Origin of the sequence: Planococcus sp. A6, assembly GCF_028823615.1 — a bacterium.
Taxonomy (GTDB): domain Bacteria; phylum Bacillota; class Bacilli; order Bacillales_A; family Planococcaceae; genus Planococcus.
In genome coordinates this window covers 1-22,152 of the sequence record NZ_JAPEHT010000055.1, presented here as the reverse complement: position 1 = coordinate 22,152, position 22,152 = coordinate 1, and the positions used below count along the sequence as shown (strand labels likewise).

Genomic DNA, 22,152 nt, shown 5'->3' with positions numbered 1-22,152 from the left:
CTATATCGGGGTGGATGCAGGGGTCATGACGCTGCTTGGGCTCGGCATTGAACCAGTGGAAGCGGTCGGGGATTTTGATTCGGTGACAGACAGCGAGTATGAAAAAATCCGCTCAGCATTTCCGTCACTTGAACGGTCGCCTGCGGAAAAAGATGAATCGGATACGGAACTTGCCTTGAAGAAAGCGATGCATTACAATCCGGAGACTGTCATTGTTACCGGTGTGACCGGCGGCAGGCTCGACCATTATATGGCTGCCTTGCACATCGTCTTTGCCTACCAAAGAAGCTATCCGTATATCGATTTCATGATCGTGAACAAGCAGAACCGCATCCGGTTCATGGAGCCCGGAACATATCCTATGGAAGCCGATCAAGCTTTCAAATACGTCTCCTTTTATCCATTCGCGGAAGAAGTGAGCGGCTTTACGATAGAAGGATTCAAGTATCCGGTGAACGATGAGCGGATTCCGTTCGGTTCGACGCGCTTTATCAGCAATGAATTAGTACAGGATGGAACGGTTGAATTCACGGGCGGTCACTTGATTGTCATCGAAAGTTCCGATTGAACGCACGAAAAAATGCCAGGCTGACAATTGTCAGACCTGGCATTATTCATGAGCGGTTTAGACGCGCTCAACTTTTCCTGATTTCAATGCTCTAGCGGAAACCCATACACGTTTCGGCTTGCCGTCTACAAGGATGCGAACTTTTTGAAGGTTTGCTCCCCATGTACGTTTTGTCGAGTTCAACGCGTGTGAACGGCTGTTTCCTGCACGAGCTTTACGTCCAGATACTGCACATACTTTTGGCATGTAAGTCCCTCCTCACAAGTGAAGCTGAAAATTATAATAGAATTTCAGTTCGTTTTTCGTTTCACATACTTTAATAATTTACCATAGAAAAAAGACAGGCGCAAGTGAAATTCACAGCCTTTCAAGAAAAAAACCTTTACAGGCTAAAACGTTGGCTTTTCTTATAAAGGGCTTTCATGTAGAATGAAAAGAGTGAAATAGGACTCGAGGAGGAATTTTAATGTCGATTGAGTTGAATAATGAATATGGTCAAATCGATATTTCCAATGATGTGATAGCCCAAATAGCCGGCGGTGCTGCGATCGAATGCTACGGCATCGTAGGAATGGCAACGAAACACCAGATCCGCGACGGCCTCACGGACATTCTCCGCAAAGAGAACTTTGCCAAAGGAGTCCTTGTGCGCCAAGAAGATGGCGATTTGGTCATTGATATGTACGTAATCATCAGCTACGGAACGAAAATTTCGGAAGTGGCGTATCAAGTCCAATCCAAAGTGAAATATACAATTACAAAAACATTGGGCATGCCGGTTAGTGCGGTAAACATTTATGTCCAGGGCGTTCGTGTGACGAACCCGTAAGAGGAGGAAAATTCGGTTATGAAGTCATTAAACGGAGTGAAATTCGCTGAAATGGTGCAGATGGGTTCGCACCATCTATACCAAAATGCGGATTATGTAGATGCATTGAACGTCTTCCCAGTGCCAGACGGCGATACTGGGACGAACATGAATTTATCGATGACATCCGGTGCAAAAGAGACAGAAGCACATACACAAGAACATATCGGGAAAACAGCAGGTGCTTTATCAAAAGGCTTGCTCATGGGCGCGCGCGGCAACTCAGGAGTCATTTTGTCCCAATTGTTTCGCGGATTCGGCAAATTTATCGCCGATGAGCCGGAACTATCCGCGAAAAAATTGGCAGAAGCTTTGCAGCATGGGGTCGAGACCGCTTATAAAGCGGTCATGAAACCGGTCGAAGGCACGATTCTGACGGTCGCGAAAGATGCAGCGGCTAAAGGAATGAGCCTAGCAGACAGTGAAGAAGATATCATCGTATTGTTCGAAGCGATTGTCACAGAAGCAAAAGCATCGCTTGAGAGAACACCGGACCTGTTACCAGTGCTGAAGGAAGTTGGAGTTGTCGACAGCGGCGGGCAAGGCCTCGTCTATGTCTACGAAGGATTTCTTGCATCATTGAAAGGCGAAGCATTGCCGGAGAAGCATGTCGATAATTCAATGGATGAACTGGTCAGTGCCGAGCACCATAAGAACATCGCCGGCTTCATGAACACTGAAGATATTGAATTTGGCTATTGCACGGAATTCATGGTCAAATTTGAAGACGGCAAACGCTCTTTCAATGAAGCCGCGTTCCGGACAGATTTGAGCGCTTACGGTGATTCACTACTGGTCATTTCAGATGATGAAATCGCGAAAATCCATATCCACTCCGAAGAGCCTGGGAAAGTTCTTACATACGGCCAAGAATACGGAAGCCTGATCAGCATGAAGATCGAAAACATGCGCCAGCAGCATACCGATATTGTCGGCGAAGGCCATAAAAAGACTGCGGCAGTTGAAGAAGCGAAGCATCCATATGCGATCGTCACGGTCGCGATGGGCGAAGGCGTAGCGGAATTGCTCCGTTCGATCGGCGCTTCCTACGTCATCGAAGGTGGCCAGACGATGAATCCGTCAACGGAAGATATCGTCAATGCGGTCCGTTCGATCGGCGCAGAGCGCGTGCTGATTTTGCCGAACAATAAAAACATTATCATGGCAGCGGAACAAGCTGCAGAGCTTCTTGATATCGAAGCAGCCGTCGTTCCGACAAAAGATGTCCCGCAAGGCATGTCGGCACTTCTCGCTTTCAATCCGGAAGCCGCCGTCGCAGACAACCAACAAGCGATGGGGGATGCAATCAAGCACGTCAAGTCGGGGTCGGTGACTTTTGCAGTGCGCGATACATCGATTGACGGCGTCTCCATCAAGAAAGACGATTTCATGGGAATTTCAGAAGGCAAGATCGTCGTGTCGGATGAAAGCCTTGAAAAAGTCACAGAAGAACTATGCAAAAAGCTGGTCGATGCGGATGCAGAGATCGTAACGATCCTCTTCGGCGAAGATGTCAGTGAAGCGGATGCCGAAAAGCTCGGCGCGTTCATCGAATCATTGAACGGAGACGTCGAAGTGGAAATCCACAATGGCAAGCAGCCGCTCTATCCATATATTCTGGCAGTTGAATAATGTTAGGCGGAGGTCCGGGAACAAGACACCGGGCTTCCGCTTTTTTATTTTCCCACAATAGAAAAGCACCGTGCGAAGTGCGGAATGGCGCAAAACAATAAAAACCTCGGCGGATAGTGGGAAAAGCCCACGGTTAAGACAATGTATGCGCTTTATTATTTTTGTTTCCGCGGCGCTTTTCATGTAAAATGAAATTATACGAGACGGAAAGTGAGGGGTTTGAGCATGAAGTTCAAATCTGTTTTTGATATAATCGGCCCGGTAATGATCGGGCCATCATCTTCGCATACTGCAGGTGCCGCACGCATCGGCAGGGTAGCGCGCGACCTGTTCGGCAGGCAGCCGGCATGGGCGAAGATCCATTTATACGGATCTTTCGCAGAAACCTATAAAGGGCATTCGACCGATGTGGCGATTGTCGGCGGCTTACTGGATTACGATACATTCGACGAACGCATCAAAACTGCTTTTGAAGAAGCGGAAAAGCTCGGCATGAGCTATGAGTTCATTCCGGAAACGGGGAATGTCGATCATCCGAATACGGCGCGGATCGTCATCGGGGATGAAAAATCCGAAATGTCAATGATGGGAATTTCCATCGGCGGAGGCAAAATCGAAATTACGGAACTGAACGGTTTCCCGCTCAGGCTATCCGGCAACCACCCGGCGATCCTCGTCGTCCACGACGACCGCTCGGGCTGTATCGCAAACGTAGCGAATTGTTTATATAAATACGACATCAATATCGGCCATATGGAAGTATCCCGCAAAGAGCGCGGGGACATGGCGTTGATGGTCATCGAAGTCGATCAGACGGTAGATGTAGAAGTAATGGGCGAATTGCGCGAGTTGCCGAATATTACGCAAGTCACACGCATCGCCGACTAAACTGGAGGTAAGAGAAATGGATGTTCTATTCCGAAATGTAAGGGAGCTCGTCGAACGGGCAGAAAAAGAAGGTAAGCTCATTTCCGAGATCATGATCGAACAGGAAATGCTCATCACAGACCGTTCGCGGGAAGATATCATGCAGCAAATGGACCGTAATTTGACGGTCATGGAAGAAGCGGTCGAAAAAGGCTTGCAAGGCGTTCATTCCGTTTCCGGCTTGACCGGTGGCGACGCGGTGCTGCTGCAAAAATACATGCAGCAAGGCAATAGCCTATCCGGCGATCTACTGCTCGATGCCGTCAGCAAAGCCGTCGCGACCAATGAAGTGAACGCGGCGATGGGCACGATTTGCGCGACGCCGACCGCAGGATCCGCAGGGGTTGTCCCAGGCACCTTGTTTGCTGTGAAGAATAAATTGAACCCGACACGTGAACAGATGATCCGTTATCTGTTCACATCCGGAGCGTTCGGCTTTGTCGTGGCCAATAATGCCTCGATTTCCGGAGCCGCTGGTGGATGCCAGGCAGAAGTCGGTTCTGCAGCGGCAATGGCTTCTGCTGCCATCATTGAAATGGCAGGGGGCACGCCTCAGCAAAGTTCTGAAGCTTTTGCCATTACCTTGAAGAATATGCTTGGTCTAGTCTGCGACCCTGTGGCGGGGCTCGTGGAAGTGCCATGCGTGAAGCGCAATGCGATGGGTGCATCCAATGCGGTTGTTGCCGCCGATATGGCGCTAGCTGGTGTCACAAGCCGCATCCCGTGCGACGAAGTCATCAGCGCCATGTTCGAAATCGGGCAAGCAATGCCTAGCGCGTTCCGCGAAACGGCAAAAGGCGGATTGGCTGCAACACCGACCGGCAAATGGCTAGAATCGAAAATCTTCGGCGGGTCGGTAGTCGGCAGTGGACAATAAAGCACCCGTCTCTTCATTGAAGGGGGTCGGGAAGCAAGCGGCTGAAACCTTGCGGGACATGAAAATCGAAAGTCTTGAAGACTTGATCATGACCTTCCCGTATCGCCACGAGGATTTCCAGCTCAAAGATCTGGCTGAAACGCCCCATAATGAACGGGTAACGGTGGAGGGAAGGGTCGAAAATGAACCTTCCGTCCTTTTTTTAGGAAAAAATAAATCGCGGACGACTGTGACGGTGCTCGTCGGTCGCCATCTCGTCAAAGCAGTATTCTTCAACCAGCATTACGTGAAAGCCAAGCTTCAAATCGGCGCGATTGTCACTTTGACTGGCAAATGGGATCGTGGCCGCCAATTGATCACGGTTTCCAGCCATTCGATCGGCCCGCGGACAGATGGCGCGGATTTCGAACCGGTTTACAGCCTGAAAGGTTCGATGCACCAGAAAACGTTCCGCAAACTGATGCGGCAAGCGCTAGATGCCACAAAAGGCGGCCTCCAGGATTGCCTGCCCGCTTCCATCCGCGAAGAATACCAGCTGCTGCCGTTTGAACAAGCGCTCGAAACCGTCCATTTCCCGGAAGATGCCGCTTCGCTCAAGCAGGCGCGCCGGCGTTTTGTGTATGAAGAGCTATTGCTGTTTCAATTGAAGATGCAGGCGCTGCGCAAGAAGAACCGGGAAGCGGAGGGCGGTTCGTTCATCGATTATGATTTGAATCGCTTGAAAGCGTTCATCGATGCCTTGCCGTTCGATTTGACCAGTGCCCAGAAACGCGTCGTCAATGAAATCTGCCGCGACATGAAAGAACCGTTCCGGATGAACCGCCTATTGCAGGGGGATGTCGGTTCCGGCAAGACTGTCGTCGCCGCAATCGCTTTGTATGCCGCCGTAACAGCAGGCAAACAAGGGGCGCTTATGGCACCGACGGAAATCCTCGCTGAGCAGCATGCCAATACGCTCGAGGAATGGTTCCGTCCTTTTGGCGTCAGCGTCGCCTTATTGACAGGATCCGTTAAAGGCAAGAGACGCAAGGAAGTGTTGAAGCGTCTAGTGGATGGCGAAATCGACATTTTGATCGGTACCCATGCATTGATCCAGCCGGAAGTCTTGTTCAAAAGCCTAGGATTGGTCATCACCGATGAGCAGCACCGCTTTGGTGTGGACCAACGGCGTGTGCTGAAAGATAAAGCCTTAAACCCGGATGTCCTGTTCATGACCGCCACACCAATTCCACGGACGCTCGCAATTTCGGCTTTCGGTGAAATGGACGTCTCGATCATCGATGAAATGCCGGCCGGGCGAAAAGAGATCGAAACCTATTGGATGAAAAAAGAGATGTTCGGCAAAATTGTCGGCCGCATGGAAAAAGAACTTCTCGCCGGGCGGCAGGCGTATGTCATCGCACCGCTGATCGAAGAATCCGAAACCTTGGAATACCAGAACGCGGTCGAGCTGTACCAGCAATTGACGGTGTATTTCGAAGGCCGTCATACCGTCGGATTGATGCACGGACGCCTGCATCCGGATGAAAAAGAGCAAACGATGCGTGAATTTGCTGAAGGAAAGATCGCGGTGCTGGTGTCGACGACTGTGGTCGAAGTCGGCGTCAACGTCCCGAATGCTTCGTTCATGCTTATTTATGACGCTGAACGTTTTGGCTTGTCGCAGCTACACCAATTACGCGGGCGCGTGGGTCGCGGCAGCGACCAATCCTATTGTGTGCTGTTGGCAGACCCGAAAACGGAGATCGGCAAAGAGCGCATGAATTCGATGACGGAAACGAACGACGGCTTTATCCTTGCCGAAAAAGATTTGGAGCTGCGAGGGCCGGGTGATTTCTTTGGCCGCAAGCAAAGCGGTATTCCGGAGTTCCGCATGGCGGATTTGGTCCACGATTACCGTGCGCTAGAAGCGGCGAGAAAAGACGCGGAAGCGTTGATCGCCAGCGAGTCGTTCTGGGTCTCGGACGAAACGAAATGCCTGCGGGCGATGCTCGAAGACTCCGGCATTCTCGAAGGCGGAAGGCTTGATTAGGATGCAGGGAGACCGATTTTCCTTGCATTCTTTTTTTGTTGTTTATATACTCATATTAGTACCAAGTGCTAATAGCGGGCGGTGACATAGTGAGAAAACCTAAAAAAGAGCGGCAAGCTGCGCTGAAATCCTCGATTAAGGACAATCCGTTCGTGACCGATGAAGAATTATCGGCAGAGTTCGGGGTCAGTGTCCAGACCATCCGTCTCGACAGGATGGAGCTTTCGATTCCTGAACTTCGGGAGCGCATTAAACATGTTGCCGAGAAGACCTTTGACGATGAAGTGAAATCCTTGCCGATTGACGAAGTGATCGGTGAAATTATCGATATAGAATTGGACAATAAAGCCATTTCCATTTTTGATGTCAAACCGGAACACGTTTTCCAGCGTAATAGAATTGCCAGGGGGCATCATCTGTTCGCGCAGGCGAATTCCTTGGCAGTAGCGGTGATGAACGAAGAATTGGCATTGACGGTGAAATCGGAATTGCAATTTTTGAAGCCGGTTAAAGCCGGGCAGCGGGTCGTCGCGAAAGCGCAAGTGACCGACAGGCAGCCGCACAAGCACCGTGCGTTCGTCAAAGTGGTGTCGACGGTTGACCAGGCAGTAGTTTTTATCGGGACATTTGAAATGTACCGCATGACTGAACAAAGTGAAGGTGACAATTCGTGAAAATAGCGATCGATGCAATGGGCGGGGACAACGCCCCGAAAGAAATTATCGAAGGTGTCAAACAAGCACTCGAAGCGTTCAGCGACGTGGAGATTTTGCTTTACGGGCAACAGGACAAAATCGATGAATACATAAAACCGCAAGACCGTTTGACGATTATCCATTGCACTGAAGTGATCGAATCGGAAGACGATCCGGTCCGTTCGGTGCGCCGCAAAAAAGATGCATCGATGGTCCGTATGGCCGAAGCGGTCAAAGAAGGGACCGCGGACGCGGCAGTATCCGCAGGAAACACAGGAGCCCTTATGTCAGCTGGCTTGTTTATTGTCGGCCGCATTGACGGTGTCGACCGCCCGGCGCTTGCACCGACTTTGCCGACGATGGACGGAAAAGGCTTTCTTATGCTGGACCTCGGCGCCAATGCCGATGCCAAGCCGGAGCATCTTGTGCAATACGCCATCATGGGCAGCATCTATGCCGAAAAAGTACGCGGTGTCCAAAATCCGACAGTCGGCTTGCTGAATATCGGGACAGAAGAGAAAAAAGGCAATGAACTGACGAAAGCGGCATTTCCGCTGCTTAAAGAAGCACCTGTCAACTTCATTGGCAACGTGGAGTCGCGCGACTTGCTGAACGGCGCTGCTGATGTAGTCGTCACGGACGGTTTTACCGGCAATATGGTCTTAAAGACGATCGAAGGGACGGCGATGAATGTATTCGCGATGATCAAAGATGTCTTTATGGCTTCAACTAAAACTAAAATAGCAGCGATGCTCGTGAAAAATGATTTGAGCGCGTTAAAAGGCATGCTGGATTACAGCGAATACGGCGGTGCAGGATTATTCGGGTTGAAGGCGCCAGTCATCAAAGCGCACGGTTCGTCCAATGGCACCGCATTTTATAACGCCATCCGCCAGGCGCGCACAATGGTCGAGCATGATGTGGCCGGCAAGATTTACAGCACCTTGAAGGAGGAACAATCGTCATGAGAAAGCAAATCGCATTTATTTATCCAGGGCAAGGCTCGCAGGCAGTGGGCATGGGCGAAAGCTTTCTGGAAGATGACAAGAGCCGCCAGTTTTACGACAGCGCAGACCAAGTGCTTGGGATGGGTTTGTCGAAATTGATGCTCGAAGGCCCGCAGGAAGAATTGACCTTGACTTATCACGCGCAGCCGGCACTTTTGACTGTCAGCTCGATGATCACGGAACGATTGATCCGTGCAGGCATCCGACCGGATTATACAGCGGGGCACAGCCTTGGTGAATACAGTGCACTTGTCGCATCGAATGTCCTGGAATTTCCGAAAGCGGTGGAAGTGGTCCATAAGCGCGGATTATTCATGAATGAAGCAGTGCCTGCAGGTGAAGGCGCAATGGCCGCTATTCTGGGGATGGATGCAGACAAGCTGGAAGAAGTGACGGATGATGCGACCAATAGCGCAGGAGTCGTCCAATTGGCCAACTTGAACTGCCCGGGGCAAATCGTTATTTCCGGAACGAAAGCGGGAGTGGAAAAAGCGTGTGAACTGGCAAAAGAGCGCGGCGCAAAACGTGCCATCCCGCTTGACGTCAGCGGCCCGTTCCACTCGGAATTGATGCGTTCCGCGTCACATGACTTGGCAAAAGTGCTAAGTGATTCATTCCTGCTCGATGCAAAAGTTCCTGTTGTGACAAATTTCAGGGCCGAACCGGAAACGAACGCGACACAGCTGCAGGACATGTTGATACATCAATTGTACTCGCCTGTTTTGTGGGAGCAATCCGTGCGGAAGATGATCGAACTTGGCGTCACTACTTTTGTCGAAGTCGGACCTGGAAAAGTGCTGAGCGGCTTGGTGAAAAAAATCGACCGTTCAGTCACTGTTATTCCGGTCCATGACCTGGCGTCATTCGAAAAAGCGGTAGAGGAGTTGACAACATGAGCAAATTAACTGGAAAAACAGCCATCGTTACAGGGGCATCCCGCGGCATTGGGGCAGCCATTGCCCGCCGTTTTGCTGAAGAAGGCGCAAATATCGTCGTCAATTATAGCGGCAGCCAGGACAAGGCGGAAGCCATCGTAGCTGAAATCGAACAAGCGGGTGGCAAAGCCATTGCCGTCAAAGCCAATGTCGCAGATGCCGATGCGGTAAAAGTGATGGCGGATACGGCGATGAAGGAATTCGGCTCGATCGACATCCTTGTCAATAATGCCGGCATCACACGCGACAACTTGATGATGCGCATGAAAGAAGACGAATGGGATGACGTGATCAATACGAACTTGAAAGGTGTTTTCCTGTGCACCAAAGCAGTAACCCGCCAAATGATGAAACAGCGCGCAGGGCGCATCGTCAATATCGCCTCGATCGTGGGCGTCATGGGCAATGCAGGACAAGCGAACTACGTGGCGGCAAAAGCGGGTGTCATCGGTTTGACGAAGACGACGGCGAGAGAACTTGCAAGCCGTGGAATTACGGCAAATGCGGTAGCCCCTGGATTCATCACGACCGACATGACAGAAAAGCTCGGCGATGATGTACAATCGAGCATGCTTGCCCAAATTCCGCTTGCCCGTTTCGGCGCGCCGGAAGATGTGGCGAATGCGGCATTGTTCCTGGCTTCCGACGAAGCAAGTTATGTAACCGGTCAGACTTTGCATCTGGACGGCGGCATGGTCATGTAGTTCACAATTATGTATACTGATTTGAGGGGAGGTGACGGCATTGTCAACAGTATTGGAGCGAGTAACCAAAGTAATCGTAGATCGTCTTGGTGTGGAAGAGAGCGAAGTGAAACCTGAAGCATCTTTCACAAACGACCTTGGGGCAGACTCATTGGATGTAGTTGAATTGGTCATGGAGCTAGAAGACGAATTCGACATGGAAATTTCCGATGAAGATGCAGAAGGAATGTCAACGGTAGGCGACGCAGTAACTTACATCGAAAAAAAACAAGCTTAAGTTGAATAAACGGGATCCGTCCCAGCTTGATAACACAAATGATTGACGCACAGCCTAGCTGTGCGTCAATTCTCTTTTTGCACAATGCCCGAAAAACAGGTAAAATCAACAAGAGAACAATAGAGGAAGGCAGATAAAAATGGCGATGAAACGAAAACCGAAACACACCAAACAAATGGCGCTGAAAGAAAGCGCGAAACAGGCATTTGAGCAATTGCAAAAAGAGCTGGATATCCAGTTTGAACAGCCTGCCCTTCTGCAGCAGGCATTTACCCATTCATCTTATGTGAATGAGCATCGAAGAAGACAATTCACGGACAATGAACGCCTGGAATTTTTAGGCGACGCCGTATTGGAATTGTCGGTATCGCATTTCCTCTATATGAAATATCCTGAAATGGCTGAAGGCGAACTGACCAAACTGCGCGCATCGATCGTCTGTGAGCCGTCCCTTGTGCTATTTGCCAACGAACTGGATTTTGGCAAATACATTCTACTCGGCAAAGGCGAGGAATTGACAGGGGGCAGAACGCGACCTGCACTTCTTGCGGATGTCTTCGAATCATTCGTTGGAGCGCTTTATCTGGATCAGGGGCTTGAGAAGGTCGTGGCCTTTTTAGAGGTAGTGCTATTCCCGAAAGTGGAAGTCGGTGCTTTTTCTCATGCGATGGATTATAAAAGCCAATTGCAGGAGCTGGTGCAGCAGAAGAATACCGGCACCTTGAACTATGAAATCATCGAAGAAAAGGGTCCTGCACATAGCCGGATTTTTGTGACGCGCGTTTCCTTGGGCGACCAGGAACTAGGCCTAGGCGACGGGCGCTCCAAAAAAGAAGCGGAGCAGAAGGCAGCGCAGCTTGCCATCCTTAAATTGCAGGAAACAGCGGAGGATTGAACATGTTTTTGAAAAGATTGGAAGTAATCGGGTTTAAATCGTTCGCCGACCGTGTCGGCATCGATTTCGTCCCTGGCGTCACCGCCGTTGTCGGGCCGAATGGCAGCGGCAAAAGCAATGTAACCGATGCGATCCGTTGGGTTCTCGGCGAGCAATCCGCAAAATCGCTGCGCGGAGCGAAAATGGAAGATGTGATTTTTGCCGGAAGCGATTCGAGGAAAGCGCTTAATTTTGCGGAAGTCACATTGGTATTGGATAATACGGACGGCAAAGCCCCTCTCGATTACAGCGAAATCAGCGTAACGAGAAGGGTTTTTCGCAGTGGCGAAAGTGCATATCTATTGAACAAGCAGCCATGCCGATTGAAGGATATCACCGATCTGTTTATGGATTCGGGATTAGGAAAAGAAGCGTTTTCCATCATTTCCCAAGGGCGTGTGGATGAAATCCTCAATAGCAAAGCGGACGAACGGCGTTCCATTTTTGAAGAAGCAGCCGGAGTGTTGAAATACAAACAGCGTAAACGGAAAGCCGAATTCAAATTGAACGAAACGGACGAAAACTTGAACCGTGTGCTCGATATCCTGCACGAGCTCGATGGGCGGATGGAGCCGCTGCAGATGCAAGCATCCGCAGCGCGCGATTACCTCGATATGAGCGCCCAATTAAAAGTGCAGATGCAAGCATCCGCAGCGCGCGATTACCTCGATATGAGCGCCCAATTAAAAGATGCGGATATTGCGCTATTGGCATACGATGCGAATGCATTGAAGGCACAACTATCAGAGCTGTCGCAAGAAGCTTTGCAGCACGCAGCGGAAGAGCAGCGTCTGGCGGGCGAAATTTCGGAAACGGAACAATTGATTGACGCTTCGAAGCGATCGGTGCATGCGCTGGATAAAAAAATCGACACAGCACAAGCGGCGCTCGTTGAAGCGAGTTCAGAAGCCGAAAAATGGGAAGGCCGCAAATTGCTGATGCACGAGAAAAAGCATAATGCAGACCGCCAGCGCCAGGCATTGGAAGAGTCGATCAAGGCTGAGCGTGAAGAAACTACCAAGCTCGAACAGCGCCATGCAGAACAATACGCTTCCCTCGAACAGCAGAAAATGGATCAGAAGAAGACCCGCAAGTTGATTCAGCAGCTAGAAGCGCAATTGAATTTGACACCTGCCGATATCGATAATGAAATTGAAGCGAAGAAATCTCTCTATATCGAATTGATGAACGAACAGGCAGGGTTGAAAAATGAACTGAAAAACATCGATTTCCAACAGCAGCAAATGACGGAATCGAGCGGCCGCATTGCCGCGCAACAACAATCGTTTGAAAAAGAACTTGCACGCCTATTGAAAGAAAAACAGCAAGCGGAAAAAGCGTATGAAGAAATTCATGCGGACCTTGACCGCAAACGCCAGCATTTCAAACAACAGGAAACCGCTGCAAAACAATTAGCCGCGGATTACGATCACAAGAAATCCCTATTGTTCCAGGCGTACCAATCCCATAAACAACTATCTGCACGCATCGAGACCTTGCAGGATTTAGAAGCCGATTACTCAGGATTCTTCCATGGGGTGCGCGAAGTATTGCAGGCAAGGGAGCGCAACGAACTAAATGGCATCATCGGCGCTGTGGCAGAGTTGGCGGATGTCCAAAAGCCATATGCCAAAGCGATCGAAACCGCATTTGGCGCAGCTAGCCAGCACATCGTCACGAGCGATGAAAAAAGTGCCAGCGAAGCGATCCGTTTTTTGAGAACCAAACGCGCAGGGCGTTCTACGTTCCTCCCGATGACGGTCATGAAACCAAGACAGATCTCCCAGCAAGTAGTGCAATCAGTTTCGGCACATCCTTCGTTTGTGGATATCGCGTCACAGCTTGTCAGCTATGAAGAACAGTACGCGATGATTTTCCAAAACCTGCTCGGCAATGTCCTAGTGGCAAAAGATCTCGAGGGCGCGACATCGATAGCCAAAGCAATCGGCCATCGGTACCGTGTTGTGACGTTGGATGGTGACGTCATCAATGCCGGAGGTTCCATGACAGGAGGCGCGACGAAAAACCAGGCCTCGTTCTTTACGAGAAAGGCAGAACTGGAGCAATTGCAGCAACAGGCTGCTGAACTTCAAAGCACTATTGAGGAAGCCGAACAGAAAGTCCGTGAATTGCAATCGCATGCAGAGATTGCGAAAGAACAGTTAGAACATCTTCGCACAGAAGGAGAGCGTTACCGAGAACTTGAGGCGGAAAGCGCGATGCATCTGCGGGAAATCGAGGCGGTGTGGAAAACGACCGATAGCCGATTTGCGCTGTTCCGTGCAGAACAGCAGAACAAGCAGGATCTCTCTGGCCTTGCTTCACGCAAGGAAGAGGCGGCTAACCGCATGAATGCTATCGCCAGCGAATTGGCGGGCTTGAACGGCGAAATTGAAGAACTGACTGGCTTCAAGCAGCAAAAAGAAACAGCCAGAGGTGAATTGCTGGCGAAACTCGCCGAATTCAAATCAGACATGGCAGTTCGCAAAGAGCGCATCCAGCAGCTCACTGCGCAAGTGGATGAATTATTGGAACGCCGCACAGCAAGCCGCAACAGGCTCGTGGAACTTGAACGCGAGTTGCAATGGATTCAATCGGATGAAGCTTCCAAAAGCTTTTCGGATGAAGAAATCGAGTCAGAAATTCAAAGATGGTCCGCTGCGCGGAAGTCAGCGAACACAACCGTCGATGCCTCTCGCAAAGAGCGCCAAAAGCTGCAGCACGCACTTGATGAAGAAGAACAGCAGCTGCGTGAACAAAGCCGCATCCATAAAGGCTTTACAGAAGCTGTACGTATCTGCGAAGTGAAGGCGACGCGCCTCGAAGTGCAATTGCAGGGGCTTCTCGGACAGCTCGAAGATCATTACGAAATGGATCTCGAAGCAGCAAACAGCTACCCGCTAGAAGGAGAGGAAGCTACTGTCAGGAAGCAAGTAAAGCTTCTTAAACAATCGATTGAAGAACTCGGCAGCGTCAATATTGGCGCCATCGAGGAATATGAACATGTAGCGGAACGCCATCGCTTCTTGAGCGAGCAGCGGGATGATCTGAATGAAGCGAAAGACACGCTTCGCACCTTAATCGCAGAAATGGATGAGGAGATGACCCTGCGTTTTGACGAAACATTCCATGCCATCCGCAGCCATTTCCGCCATGTATTCCGTGAATTGTTTGGCGGGGGTTCTGCGGATCTGGTACTGACCAACCCATCGGACCTGCTCATGACAGGCGTCGATATCATCGCACAGCCGCCAGGCAAGAAGCTGCAGAATTTGAGCTTGTTGTCCGGTGGGGAGAGAGCACTCACGGCAATCGCCTTGCTGTTTGCCATCTTGAAAGTGCGCCCTGTGCCGTTCTGTGTTCTTGACGAAGTCGAAGCGGCGCTTGATGAATCAAATGTCGTGCGTTACAGTCAGTACTTGAAAAAATTCAGCGAAGATACGCAATTTATCGTCATTACCCACCGCAAAGGAACAATGGAAGGCGCGGATGTGCTATATGGCATCACTATGCAAGAGTCCGGTATTTCCAAATTGGTTTCCGTCAAATTGCAGGAAGACATTAAATAAGGAGTGAGTCTATGAGTTTCTTTAAGAAATTAAAAGATAAATTCAGCAATAACGTTGAGGAAGAACAGTCAACAGAAAAATACCGCGAAGGGTTAAGTAAGACGCGGACCGGTTTCACATCTAAAATTAATGATTTGGTCGCACGTTATCGTAAAGTCGATGAAGACTTTTTCGAGGAACTTGAAGAAGTACTGTTGCAGGCAGATGTTGGCTTTGAAACCGTCATCGAATTGATGGAAGAATTGCGTTTTGAAGTACAGCGCCAAAATGTCAAAGATACATCCAACGTGCAATCGGTCATTTCCGAAAAATTGGTCGAAATTTACGAATCTGGTGATCAAGAACTAAGTGAATTGACGTTCGCCGAATCCGGTCCAACCGTTATTCTGATGGTCGGCGTCAACGGTGTCGGCAAAACGACGACGATCGGCAAACTGGCCCAGCGCCTGAAAAACGAAGGCAAGTCCGTCATGCTGGCAGCAGGCGACACATTCCGCGCCGGCGCCATCGATCAACTCGATGTGTGGGGACAGCGCGTGGGTGTCGAAACCATCAAGCAAAGTGAAGGATCCGATCCGGCAGCGGTCATGTACGATGCTGTACGCGCTGCGAAATCACGCAATATCGATGTCTTGATCTGCGACACGGCAGGCCGTTTGCAGAACAAGGTCAATTTGATGAATGAATTGCAGAAAGTGCATCGTGTGATTGCCCGTGAAATTCCAGGTGCGCCCCATGAAGTGCTGCTCGCGTTGGATGCGACGACAGGGCAAAACGCAATGATCCAAGCCCAGACCTTTAAAGAAGTGACGGAAGTGACGGGTATCGTCTTGACGAAACTTGACGGGACCGCAAAAGGCGGCATTGTCCTGGCGATTCGCAACAAGCTCAATATCCCGGTGAAATTCGTCGGGCTCGGTGAAAAACTCGATGACCTTCAGCCGTTCGACCCACAAAAATACGTTTACGGATTGTTTGCCGAAGGTTTAGACCGTGAAGAACAACAGGAAATAAACGCAGACAAGTAAAACTACTTGACGGAGTTGCCGTGATTCAGTATGGTATACAGGAGTATGAATGGGGTGAGCGTCATTGATGGGACTGGAAAAAACGACCAGAATGAACTATCTTTTTGATTTTTATCAGGAGCTGCTGACGCCCAAACAGCGCAGCTATATGAGCTTGTATTACCTGGATGACCATTCGCTCGGTGAAATTGCCGAAGAGTATGAAATTACGCGCCAAGCGGTGTATGATAATATCCGCCGGACCGAAGCGATGCTAGAAGAATATGAGGAGAAGTTGCAGCTGTTCGAGAAATTTCAGCGGCGCCAGCAACTCGTCTCGACTTTTGAAAAACAGCCATTCACAGATGACAATGTCCAGAAATTTTTGGACGAGTTGAAGGAATGGGACTAGGAGGCGGTATATAGTGGCATTTGAAGGATTATCTGAACGCCTGCAAGGAACGATGACCAAAATCAAAGGCAAAGGGAAATTGTCCGAAGCAGACGTAAAAGAGATGATGCGCGAAGTCCGCTTTGCCTTGATTGAAGCGGATGTCAACTTAAAAGTAATCAAGTCGTTCATTAAGAAAGTTAGTGAACGTGCGGTTGGCCTTGAAGTTATGGAAAGCTTGACGCCAGGGCAACAAGTCGTAAAAATCGTCAAAGATGAACTGACAGAGTTGATGGGCGGAGAGCAAAGCAAAATTGACTTTTCGACGCGCCAGCCAACGGTTATCATGATGGTCGGTTTACAAGGGGCCGGTAAGACAACGACGACCGGTAAGCTTGCAGGCGTGCTCCGTAAGAAGAATAACCGCAAGCCATTGCTAGTTGCAGCGGACGTCTATCGCCCAGCTGCAATTAACCAGCTTGAGACGATTGGCAAACAATTATCGCTGCCGGTTTTCTCTAAAGGCACAGAAGCAAATCCAGTCGATATCGCCCGTGAAGCGATTGAATACGCGAAAGCGGAACATCTGGATACGGTCATTATCGATACGGCAGGTCGGTTGCATGTCGATGAGCAATTGATGCAGGAGCTAAAAGACATCCGTTCGATTAAAGAGCCGGATGAAATTTTCCTTGTCGTCGATTCGATGACGGGTCAAGATGCGGTCAATGTAGCGCAAAGCTTTGATGACGCAATCGGCATCACAGGTGTCGTCCTGACGAAGCTTGATGGCGACACGCGCGGTGGTGCAGCATTATCAATTCGCGCCGTCACGGAAAAGCCAATCAAGTATATCGGTACAGGCGAGAAGATGGACGCGCTTGAACCATTCCACCCAGAGCGCATGGCTTCCCGCATACTCGGCATGGGCGATATGCTATCCTTGATCGAAAAAGCGCAAACGAACGTCGATGAGGCCAAGGCGAAGGAATTGGAAGAGAAATTCCGGACGTCTTCGTTCACATTCGATGATTTCCTTGAGCAATTGGATCAAGTGAAGCAAATGGGGCCGCTCGATGAAATTTTGAAGATGCTCCCAGGCGCGGGTAAAATCAAAGGCCTTGAAAACGCCAAAGTGGACGAGAGCCAAATGAGGCGCGTCGAAGCGATCGACGACTCCCGAAATCATCAATGCAAACCGCAAAAAACGGATTGCACGCGGTTCCGGAACGTCCATCCAAGACGTCAACAGGCTGCTCAAGCAGTTTGAAGACATGAAGAAAATGATGAAACAAATGTCCGGAATGGCCGGCAAAAAGGGCAAGAAAAAGATGTCGATGCCAGGCCTGGACTCGCTTTTCAAGTAAATTTAGTAGTGTTAAGAAAAAATACTTTACAAACCTTTTAAAGCTTGCTAATATAATATCTTGTGTGAAACTATTCGGAGGTGCTTTATAAAATGGCAGTAAAAATTCGCTTAAAACGTATGGGAGCTAAAAAGTCTCCTTTCTACCGTATCGTAGTCGCTGATTCACGTGCTCCACGTGACGGCCGTCAAATCAAAACAGTAGGTACTTACAACCCGCTGACAGTTCCAGCTGAAGTTAAAATCGACGAAGAATTGGCGTTGAAATGGCTTCATGATGGCGCTAAACCATCTGACACAGTACGCAACTTGTTCTCTCAGAACGGCATTATGGAGAAATTCCATAACGAAAAACTAAACAAGTAAGGGAGCGTTCTTATGGAGCAGCTGATTGAAACGATAGTCAAGCCGCTAGTTGATTATCCGGAAGCAGTTCGTATTGAAAAAGACGAAAACACTAACCGAGTCGTCTACAAGCTTTCCGTGCATCAAAGCGATACAGGGAAAGTGATCGGCAAGCAAGGACGTGTGGCGAAAGCTGTACGCTCTGTCGTCTATTCAGCAGCAGGAAATTATCATAAGAAGAAAACGTACCTTGATATTGTGGATTGAAAGGAAGGAGCCCCGGTTCCTTCCTTTTTTTTCAGGAAAAAATACAGGAAGGGTGTTTATGCGTGGAATGGTTTAACGTAGGAAAAATAGTCAATACCCACGGGATCCGCGGTGAAGTGCGCGTGATGTCCCGTACCGATTTTCCGGAAGAACGGTTTGCTATCGGCAATAAGCTCGGCCTTTTTACGCCAGGCGCTAAAAAACCGATTATGGTGAAAGTGGCGAGCCATCGTACACATAAAAACTTCAATCTCCTATCTTTCGAAGGCTATCCGAACATCAATGATGTCGAACCGTTCAAGGAAGGATATTTGAAGATCGCTGAACACGATCTCGGCGATTTGGAAGAAGGCGCTTTTTACCATCACGAAATTCTTGGCTGCCAAGTGTTTTCTGTTGAAGGCGAGGAAATTGGAGAAGTGACCGAAATTTTGGAGACAGGCGCCAATGATGTCTGGGAAGTAACGCCGGCAAAAGGCAAAAAGCATTACATCCCTTATATCGAAGACGTGGTCAAAGAAGTCGATATCGATGAAAAGAAAATCACCATCGATGTTTTGGATGGCTTGTTATCATGATGAACATCCAAGTGCTATCTCTTTTTCCGCCCATGTTCGAAGGGGTGTTCCAGCATTCGATCATGAGAAAAGCGCAGGACAAAGGCGCGGTCACTTTAGGGGTTGTCGACATCCGTGAATTTGCCGACAATAAGCGCCAAGTGGATGATTACCCGTTCGGCGGGGGTGCTGGCATGGTGCTGAAACCTGAACCGGTTTTCAATGCGGTCGAAAGCATCACAAATGACGGCAAGAAGCCGCGCGTCATCTTGATGTGCCCGCAAGGCGAACGCTTTACGCAGAAGAAAGCGGAAGAACTTGCCCTTGAAGAGGAACTGGTGTTCATTTGCGGCCATTACGAAGGCTACGATGAACGCATCCGGGAACATTTGGTCACTGACGAGATCTCCATCGGCGATTTCGTATTGACCGGCGGGGAGCTGGCGGCCATGACCGTGATCGACAGCGTTGTAAGGTTGTTGCCGGGTGTGCTTGGCAATAGCGATTCACCGGTCCGCGACTCCTTTTCGACCGGCCTCTTGGAGCATCCGCATTACACGCGTCCAGCGATCTATAGAGACATGGCTGTTCCGGACGTATTGACTTCAGGAAACCACGCCAAAATTGAAGACTGGCGAGAAGAACAAGGCTTGAAGCGCACGCTCGAACGCCGCCCGGACCTTCTCGACCATGTCGAACTTAGCGATAAGCAAAAAACCATATTGGCTCGTTTACAAGCCGAAAAATAAATCACGATAGCTCTTGCAGCCAGACGCATGAAGTGATAGTATGGAGAATGTACTTTTATGTAAAGTACACGAATCACGGTGTTCCGCTGCAAAGATTACGGATTGCAAGAGCATCTGTAGAAGGAGAGAAAAAAACATGCAAAACATCATTGCTGAAATCACTAAAGAACAACTTCGTGCGGATCTTCCAGATTTCCGTCCAGGAGATACTGTTCGCGTCCACGTGAAAGTTGTCGAGGGAACTCGCGAACGTATCCAGGTATACGAAGGAGTCGTTATCAGCCGTCGCGGAGGCGGAATCAGTGAATCATTCACTGTCCGTAAAATCTCCTACGGTGTAGGTGTTGAACGTACATTCCCTGTACACACACCGAAAATCGCTCAGCTTGAAGTTACTCGCCGTGGTAAAGTACGTCGTGCTAAATTGTACTACTTGCGCAACCTACGCGGTAAAGCAGCTCGTATCAAAGAAATCCGTTAATATCGCAAACAAGGAAGAAGGCTTAACGCCTTCTTCTTTTGCATTTAAAAGGCCCGGGCTTATCGCCTGGGCCTTTTACTATGCTGTTTACAGGGCGTAAAGAGCATAGTGAATGCAGGGAGATAGCTTTTCTTTTCTTTGCTAAACACCTTGTTTCGCTGTACAATTAAAGCATTAAGCGCGGGGAGGAACACGCATGGAAGCTGAAGGGAAACAGAAAAATGAAGTGTGGGAATGGTCCAAAGCTCTATTGATCGCGTTCGGCCTTGCGGCAATTATCCGGTTTTTCCTATTCACCCCCATTGTGGTGGACGGGGAATCGATGATGCCGACTCTTGAACACGGCGACCGGATGATCGTCAACAAAATCGGCTATAATATCGGCGAACCGGATCGATTCGACATCATCGTTTTTCATGCGCCGGAACAAAAAGACTATATAAAGCGGGTCATCGGATTACCGGGCGACCATGTTGCCTATGAGGAAGACCAGCTCTTTATAAATGGAGAAGCAGTGGAAGAACCTTATCTTGACCAGTACAAGACAGGCATTACCGGCACCTTGACAGAAGATTTTGTGCTTGAGGATATCACCAGCTATTCCACCATCCCGGACGGCTATGTATTCGTCATGGGGGATAACCGCAGGGCGAGCAAAGACAGCCGCCATATCGGGCTGGTGCCGATCGATGAAGTGATCGGCAATACGAATTTCGTTTTTTGGCCGGTGGATGAAGCCGGCATCGTAAAATAAGGAGTGGTAGCATGACGATTCAATGGTTTCCAGGACATATGGCAAAAGCGCGCCGGGAAGTAACAGAAAAACTGAAGTTGGTGGATATCATCTTCGAATTGGTGGATGCACGCTTGCCGTTGTCATCGCGCAACCCGATGATCGACCAAGTAATCCAGCAAAAGCCCCGCCTCATCATCCTCAATAAAATGGATATGGCAGACGAGCGGGAAACAAAGAAATGGATCGAGCATTTCGAACGAGAAGGGACACGCGCCGTGGCGATCAATTCCTTGGAAGGAAAAGGGCTTCAGGCAGTCACGAAAGCTTCGAAGGAGATCCTTAAAGAGAAGTGGGACCGCATGGAAGCGAAAGGCATCAAGCCGCGCGCCATACGGGCCATGATCGTCGGAATCCCGAACGTCGGGAAATCGACGTTGATCAACCGCCTCGCCAAGAAAAGCCTAGCGAAAACGGGCAATATGCCAGGCGTCACGAAAGCACAGCAATGGATCAAAGTCGGCAAAGAAATCGAATTGCTCGATACGCCAGGGATCCTCTGGCCGAAATTCGAGGATCAGGAGACCGGGCAGAAACTTGCGGTCACGGGGGCGATCAAAGATTCGGTCATCCAAATGCAGGAACTGGCGATCTATGCGCTGAAGTTTTTGGAAAAGCGCTATCCGGACCGTTTGATGGACCGTTATGGCATTGACCATATCGATGAAGACTTGGTGAAGACATTTGACCATATCGGCAAAAAACGCTATATGATCGGCCCAGACAACGAAGTCGATTATGAAATGACAGCCGAGATCATCATTCGCGATATCCGCAACCAGCATCTCGGGCGCATCACGTTCGATTACCGGGATGAAATGATTGCAGAACAAGACGAATTGGCTTAACACTGCGGGTCCTTAAACAGGGCCCGCTATTTCTTTGTGAAAAGGAAGTGGCAACGTGGAGACGACAGCATCAATCAAGGAAAAATTAATGCAGACAGAAACATTCGAGCCGTGGATGGAGGAACTGAAAAGCGATTCACGCAAAAGCGTCCAGCAATTGCTCGCCTCCTGGCAGCGCCGGTTCGACAAAAAGCTTTCTTTGCTGCGGGAGTTGGAAGACAAGCAAAGCTTTGATCAACAGTTCAAGAAACATCCGGCTTCGCTCGTTGCCGGCATCGACGAGGCGGGGCGCGGACCGCTTGCCGGCCCGGTCGTAACGGCGG

General features: G+C 49.7%; 23 protein-coding genes and 2 pseudogenes. 24 read left to right on the top strand and 1 reads right to left on the bottom strand.

Annotated elements, in window-relative coordinates; all coding sequences use genetic code 11:
* Window positions 1–568, top strand: a 568-nt coding sequence (locus ON064_RS09875; RefSeq protein WP_274624618.1) for a thiamine diphosphokinase, incomplete at its 5' end; no start/stop codon positions are given.
* A gap of 57 nt (window positions 569–625) precedes the next feature.
* Here the strand turns inward: ON064_RS09875 and rpmB are convergent.
* Window positions 626–814 carry a 50S ribosomal protein L28 gene (rpmB, locus tag ON064_RS09870; protein WP_058383551.1) on the bottom strand — a complete coding sequence of 63 codons (189 nt, stop codon included), beginning with the start codon at window positions 812–814 and terminating at the stop codon, window positions 626–628.
* Window positions 815–1,034: 220 nt separating this feature from the next.
* On the opposite strand from rpmB, the gene ON064_RS09865 reads away from it, so the two are divergent.
* The 23 genes and pseudogenes from ON064_RS09865 to ON064_RS09755 form a co-directional block, all read left to right on the top strand.
* Window positions 1,035–1,397 (top strand): Asp23/Gls24 family envelope stress response protein, encoded by a 363-nt coding sequence (locus tag ON064_RS09865; protein WP_058383552.1) that lies wholly within the window; start codon window positions 1,035–1,037, stop codon window positions 1,395–1,397.
* Window positions 1,398–1,415: 18 nt separating this feature from the next.
* Window positions 1,416–3,068 (top strand): DAK2 domain-containing protein, encoded by a 1,653-nt coding sequence (locus ON064_RS09860; RefSeq protein ID WP_274624617.1) that lies wholly within the window; start codon window positions 1,416–1,418, stop codon window positions 3,066–3,068.
* A 225-nt stretch (window positions 3,069–3,293) separates the two neighbouring features.
* Entirely contained in the window at window positions 3,294–3,956 is a 663-nt protein-coding gene (gene sdaAB, locus ON064_RS09855; RefSeq protein WP_058383554.1) for an L-serine ammonia-lyase, iron-sulfur-dependent subunit beta, read from the top strand.
* A 16-nt stretch (window positions 3,957–3,972) separates the two neighbouring features.
* A complete protein-coding gene (gene sdaAA / locus ON064_RS09850) occupies window positions 3,973–4,872 on the top strand; it encodes an L-serine ammonia-lyase, iron-sulfur-dependent, subunit alpha (RefSeq protein WP_068462897.1) in 900 nt (299 codons plus the stop codon).
* The gene (gene recG, locus ON064_RS09845; protein ID WP_274624616.1) at window positions 4,862–6,904 is read left to right on the top strand and encodes an ATP-dependent DNA helicase RecG; all 2,043 of its coding nucleotides are present in this window, start codon (window positions 4,862–4,864) and stop codon (window positions 6,902–6,904) included. The genes sdaAA and recG overlap by 11 nt, the downstream gene beginning before the upstream one ends.
* Window positions 6,905–6,993: 89 nt before the next feature.
* Window positions 6,994–7,578 carry a transcription factor FapR gene (fapR, locus tag ON064_RS09840; protein ID WP_058383557.1) on the top strand — a complete coding sequence of 195 codons (585 nt, stop codon included), beginning with the start codon at window positions 6,994–6,996 and terminating at the stop codon, window positions 7,576–7,578.
* The gene (plsX, locus tag ON064_RS09835) at window positions 7,575–8,567 is read left to right on the top strand and encodes a phosphate acyltransferase PlsX (RefSeq protein WP_121297727.1); all 993 of its coding nucleotides are present in this window, start codon (window positions 7,575–7,577) and stop codon (window positions 8,565–8,567) included. The genes fapR and plsX overlap by 4 nt, the downstream gene beginning before the upstream one ends.
* Window positions 8,564–9,502 carry an ACP S-malonyltransferase gene (fabD, locus tag ON064_RS09830; protein WP_121297726.1) on the top strand — a complete coding sequence of 313 codons (939 nt, stop codon included), beginning with the start codon at window positions 8,564–8,566 and terminating at the stop codon, window positions 9,500–9,502. Before plsX ends, fabD begins: the two co-directional genes overlap by 4 nt.
* Window positions 9,499–10,245, top strand: a complete 747-nt coding sequence (gene fabG, locus ON064_RS09825) for a 3-oxoacyl-[acyl-carrier-protein] reductase (RefSeq protein ID WP_274624615.1) — start codon at window positions 9,499–9,501, stop codon at window positions 10,243–10,245. Before fabD ends, fabG begins: the two co-directional genes overlap by 4 nt.
* A 40-nt stretch (window positions 10,246–10,285) precedes the next feature.
* On the top strand, window positions 10,286–10,522 hold the full coding sequence (locus ON064_RS09820; RefSeq protein WP_058383561.1) for an acyl carrier protein: 237 nt from the start codon (window positions 10,286–10,288) through the stop codon (window positions 10,520–10,522).
* Window positions 10,523–10,661: 139 nt separating this feature from the next.
* A complete protein-coding gene (rnc, locus tag ON064_RS09815) occupies window positions 10,662–11,417 on the top strand; it encodes a ribonuclease III (RefSeq protein ID WP_274624614.1) in 756 nt (251 codons plus the stop codon).
* Between the two features lie 2 nt (window positions 11,418–11,419).
* Window positions 11,420–15,025 carry a chromosome segregation protein SMC gene (gene smc / locus ON064_RS09810; RefSeq protein ID WP_274624613.1) on the top strand — a complete coding sequence of 1,202 codons (3,606 nt, stop codon included), beginning with the start codon at window positions 11,420–11,422 and terminating at the stop codon, window positions 15,023–15,025.
* 11 nt (window positions 15,026–15,036) lie between these two features.
* Window positions 15,037–16,053 (top strand): signal recognition particle-docking protein FtsY, encoded by a 1,017-nt coding sequence (gene ftsY / locus ON064_RS09805; protein ID WP_274624612.1) that lies wholly within the window; start codon window positions 15,037–15,039, stop codon window positions 16,051–16,053.
* Window positions 16,054–16,120: 67 nt separating this feature from the next.
* Window positions 16,121–16,444, top strand: coding sequence for a putative DNA-binding protein (locus ON064_RS09800; protein ID WP_058383565.1), 324 nt, complete (start codon window positions 16,121–16,123; stop codon window positions 16,442–16,444).
* 13 nt (window positions 16,445–16,457) lie between these two features.
* Window positions 16,458–17,790 (top strand): annotated as a pseudogene (ffh, locus tag ON064_RS09795) (signal recognition particle protein).
* Window positions 17,791–17,882: 92 nt separating this feature from the next.
* Window positions 17,883–18,155, top strand: a complete 273-nt coding sequence (gene rpsP, locus ON064_RS09790) for a 30S ribosomal protein S16 (protein WP_058383567.1) — start codon at window positions 17,883–17,885, stop codon at window positions 18,153–18,155.
* A gap of 12 nt (window positions 18,156–18,167) precedes the next feature.
* Entirely contained in the window at window positions 18,168–18,401 is a 234-nt protein-coding gene (locus ON064_RS09785; RefSeq protein WP_101190532.1) for a KH domain-containing protein, read from the top strand.
* Window positions 18,402–18,463: 62 nt separating this feature from the next.
* Window positions 18,464–18,979 (top strand): ribosome maturation factor RimM, encoded by a 516-nt coding sequence (rimM, locus tag ON064_RS09780; protein WP_274624611.1) that lies wholly within the window; start codon window positions 18,464–18,466, stop codon window positions 18,977–18,979.
* Window positions 18,979–19,707, top strand: a complete 729-nt coding sequence (gene trmD, locus ON064_RS09775; protein WP_211655833.1) for a tRNA (guanosine(37)-N1)-methyltransferase TrmD — start codon at window positions 18,979–18,981, stop codon at window positions 19,705–19,707. The genes rimM and trmD overlap by 1 nt, the downstream gene beginning before the upstream one ends.
* Window positions 19,708–19,843: 136 nt before the next feature.
* The gene (gene rplS, locus ON064_RS09770; RefSeq protein WP_058383570.1) at window positions 19,844–20,188 is read left to right on the top strand and encodes a 50S ribosomal protein L19; all 345 of its coding nucleotides are present in this window, start codon (window positions 19,844–19,846) and stop codon (window positions 20,186–20,188) included.
* Between the two features lie 196 nt (window positions 20,189–20,384).
* Window positions 20,385–20,942, top strand: coding sequence for a signal peptidase I (gene lepB / locus ON064_RS09765; protein ID WP_121297720.1), 558 nt, complete (start codon window positions 20,385–20,387; stop codon window positions 20,940–20,942).
* A gap of 11 nt (window positions 20,943–20,953) precedes the next feature.
* Window positions 20,954–21,829 carry a ribosome biogenesis GTPase YlqF gene (gene ylqF, locus ON064_RS09760; RefSeq protein WP_274624610.1) on the top strand — a complete coding sequence of 292 codons (876 nt, stop codon included), beginning with the start codon at window positions 20,954–20,956 and terminating at the stop codon, window positions 21,827–21,829.
* Between the two features lie 55 nt (window positions 21,830–21,884).
* Window positions 21,885–22,152, top strand: a pseudogene (locus ON064_RS09755) (ribonuclease HII); the annotation flags it as partial.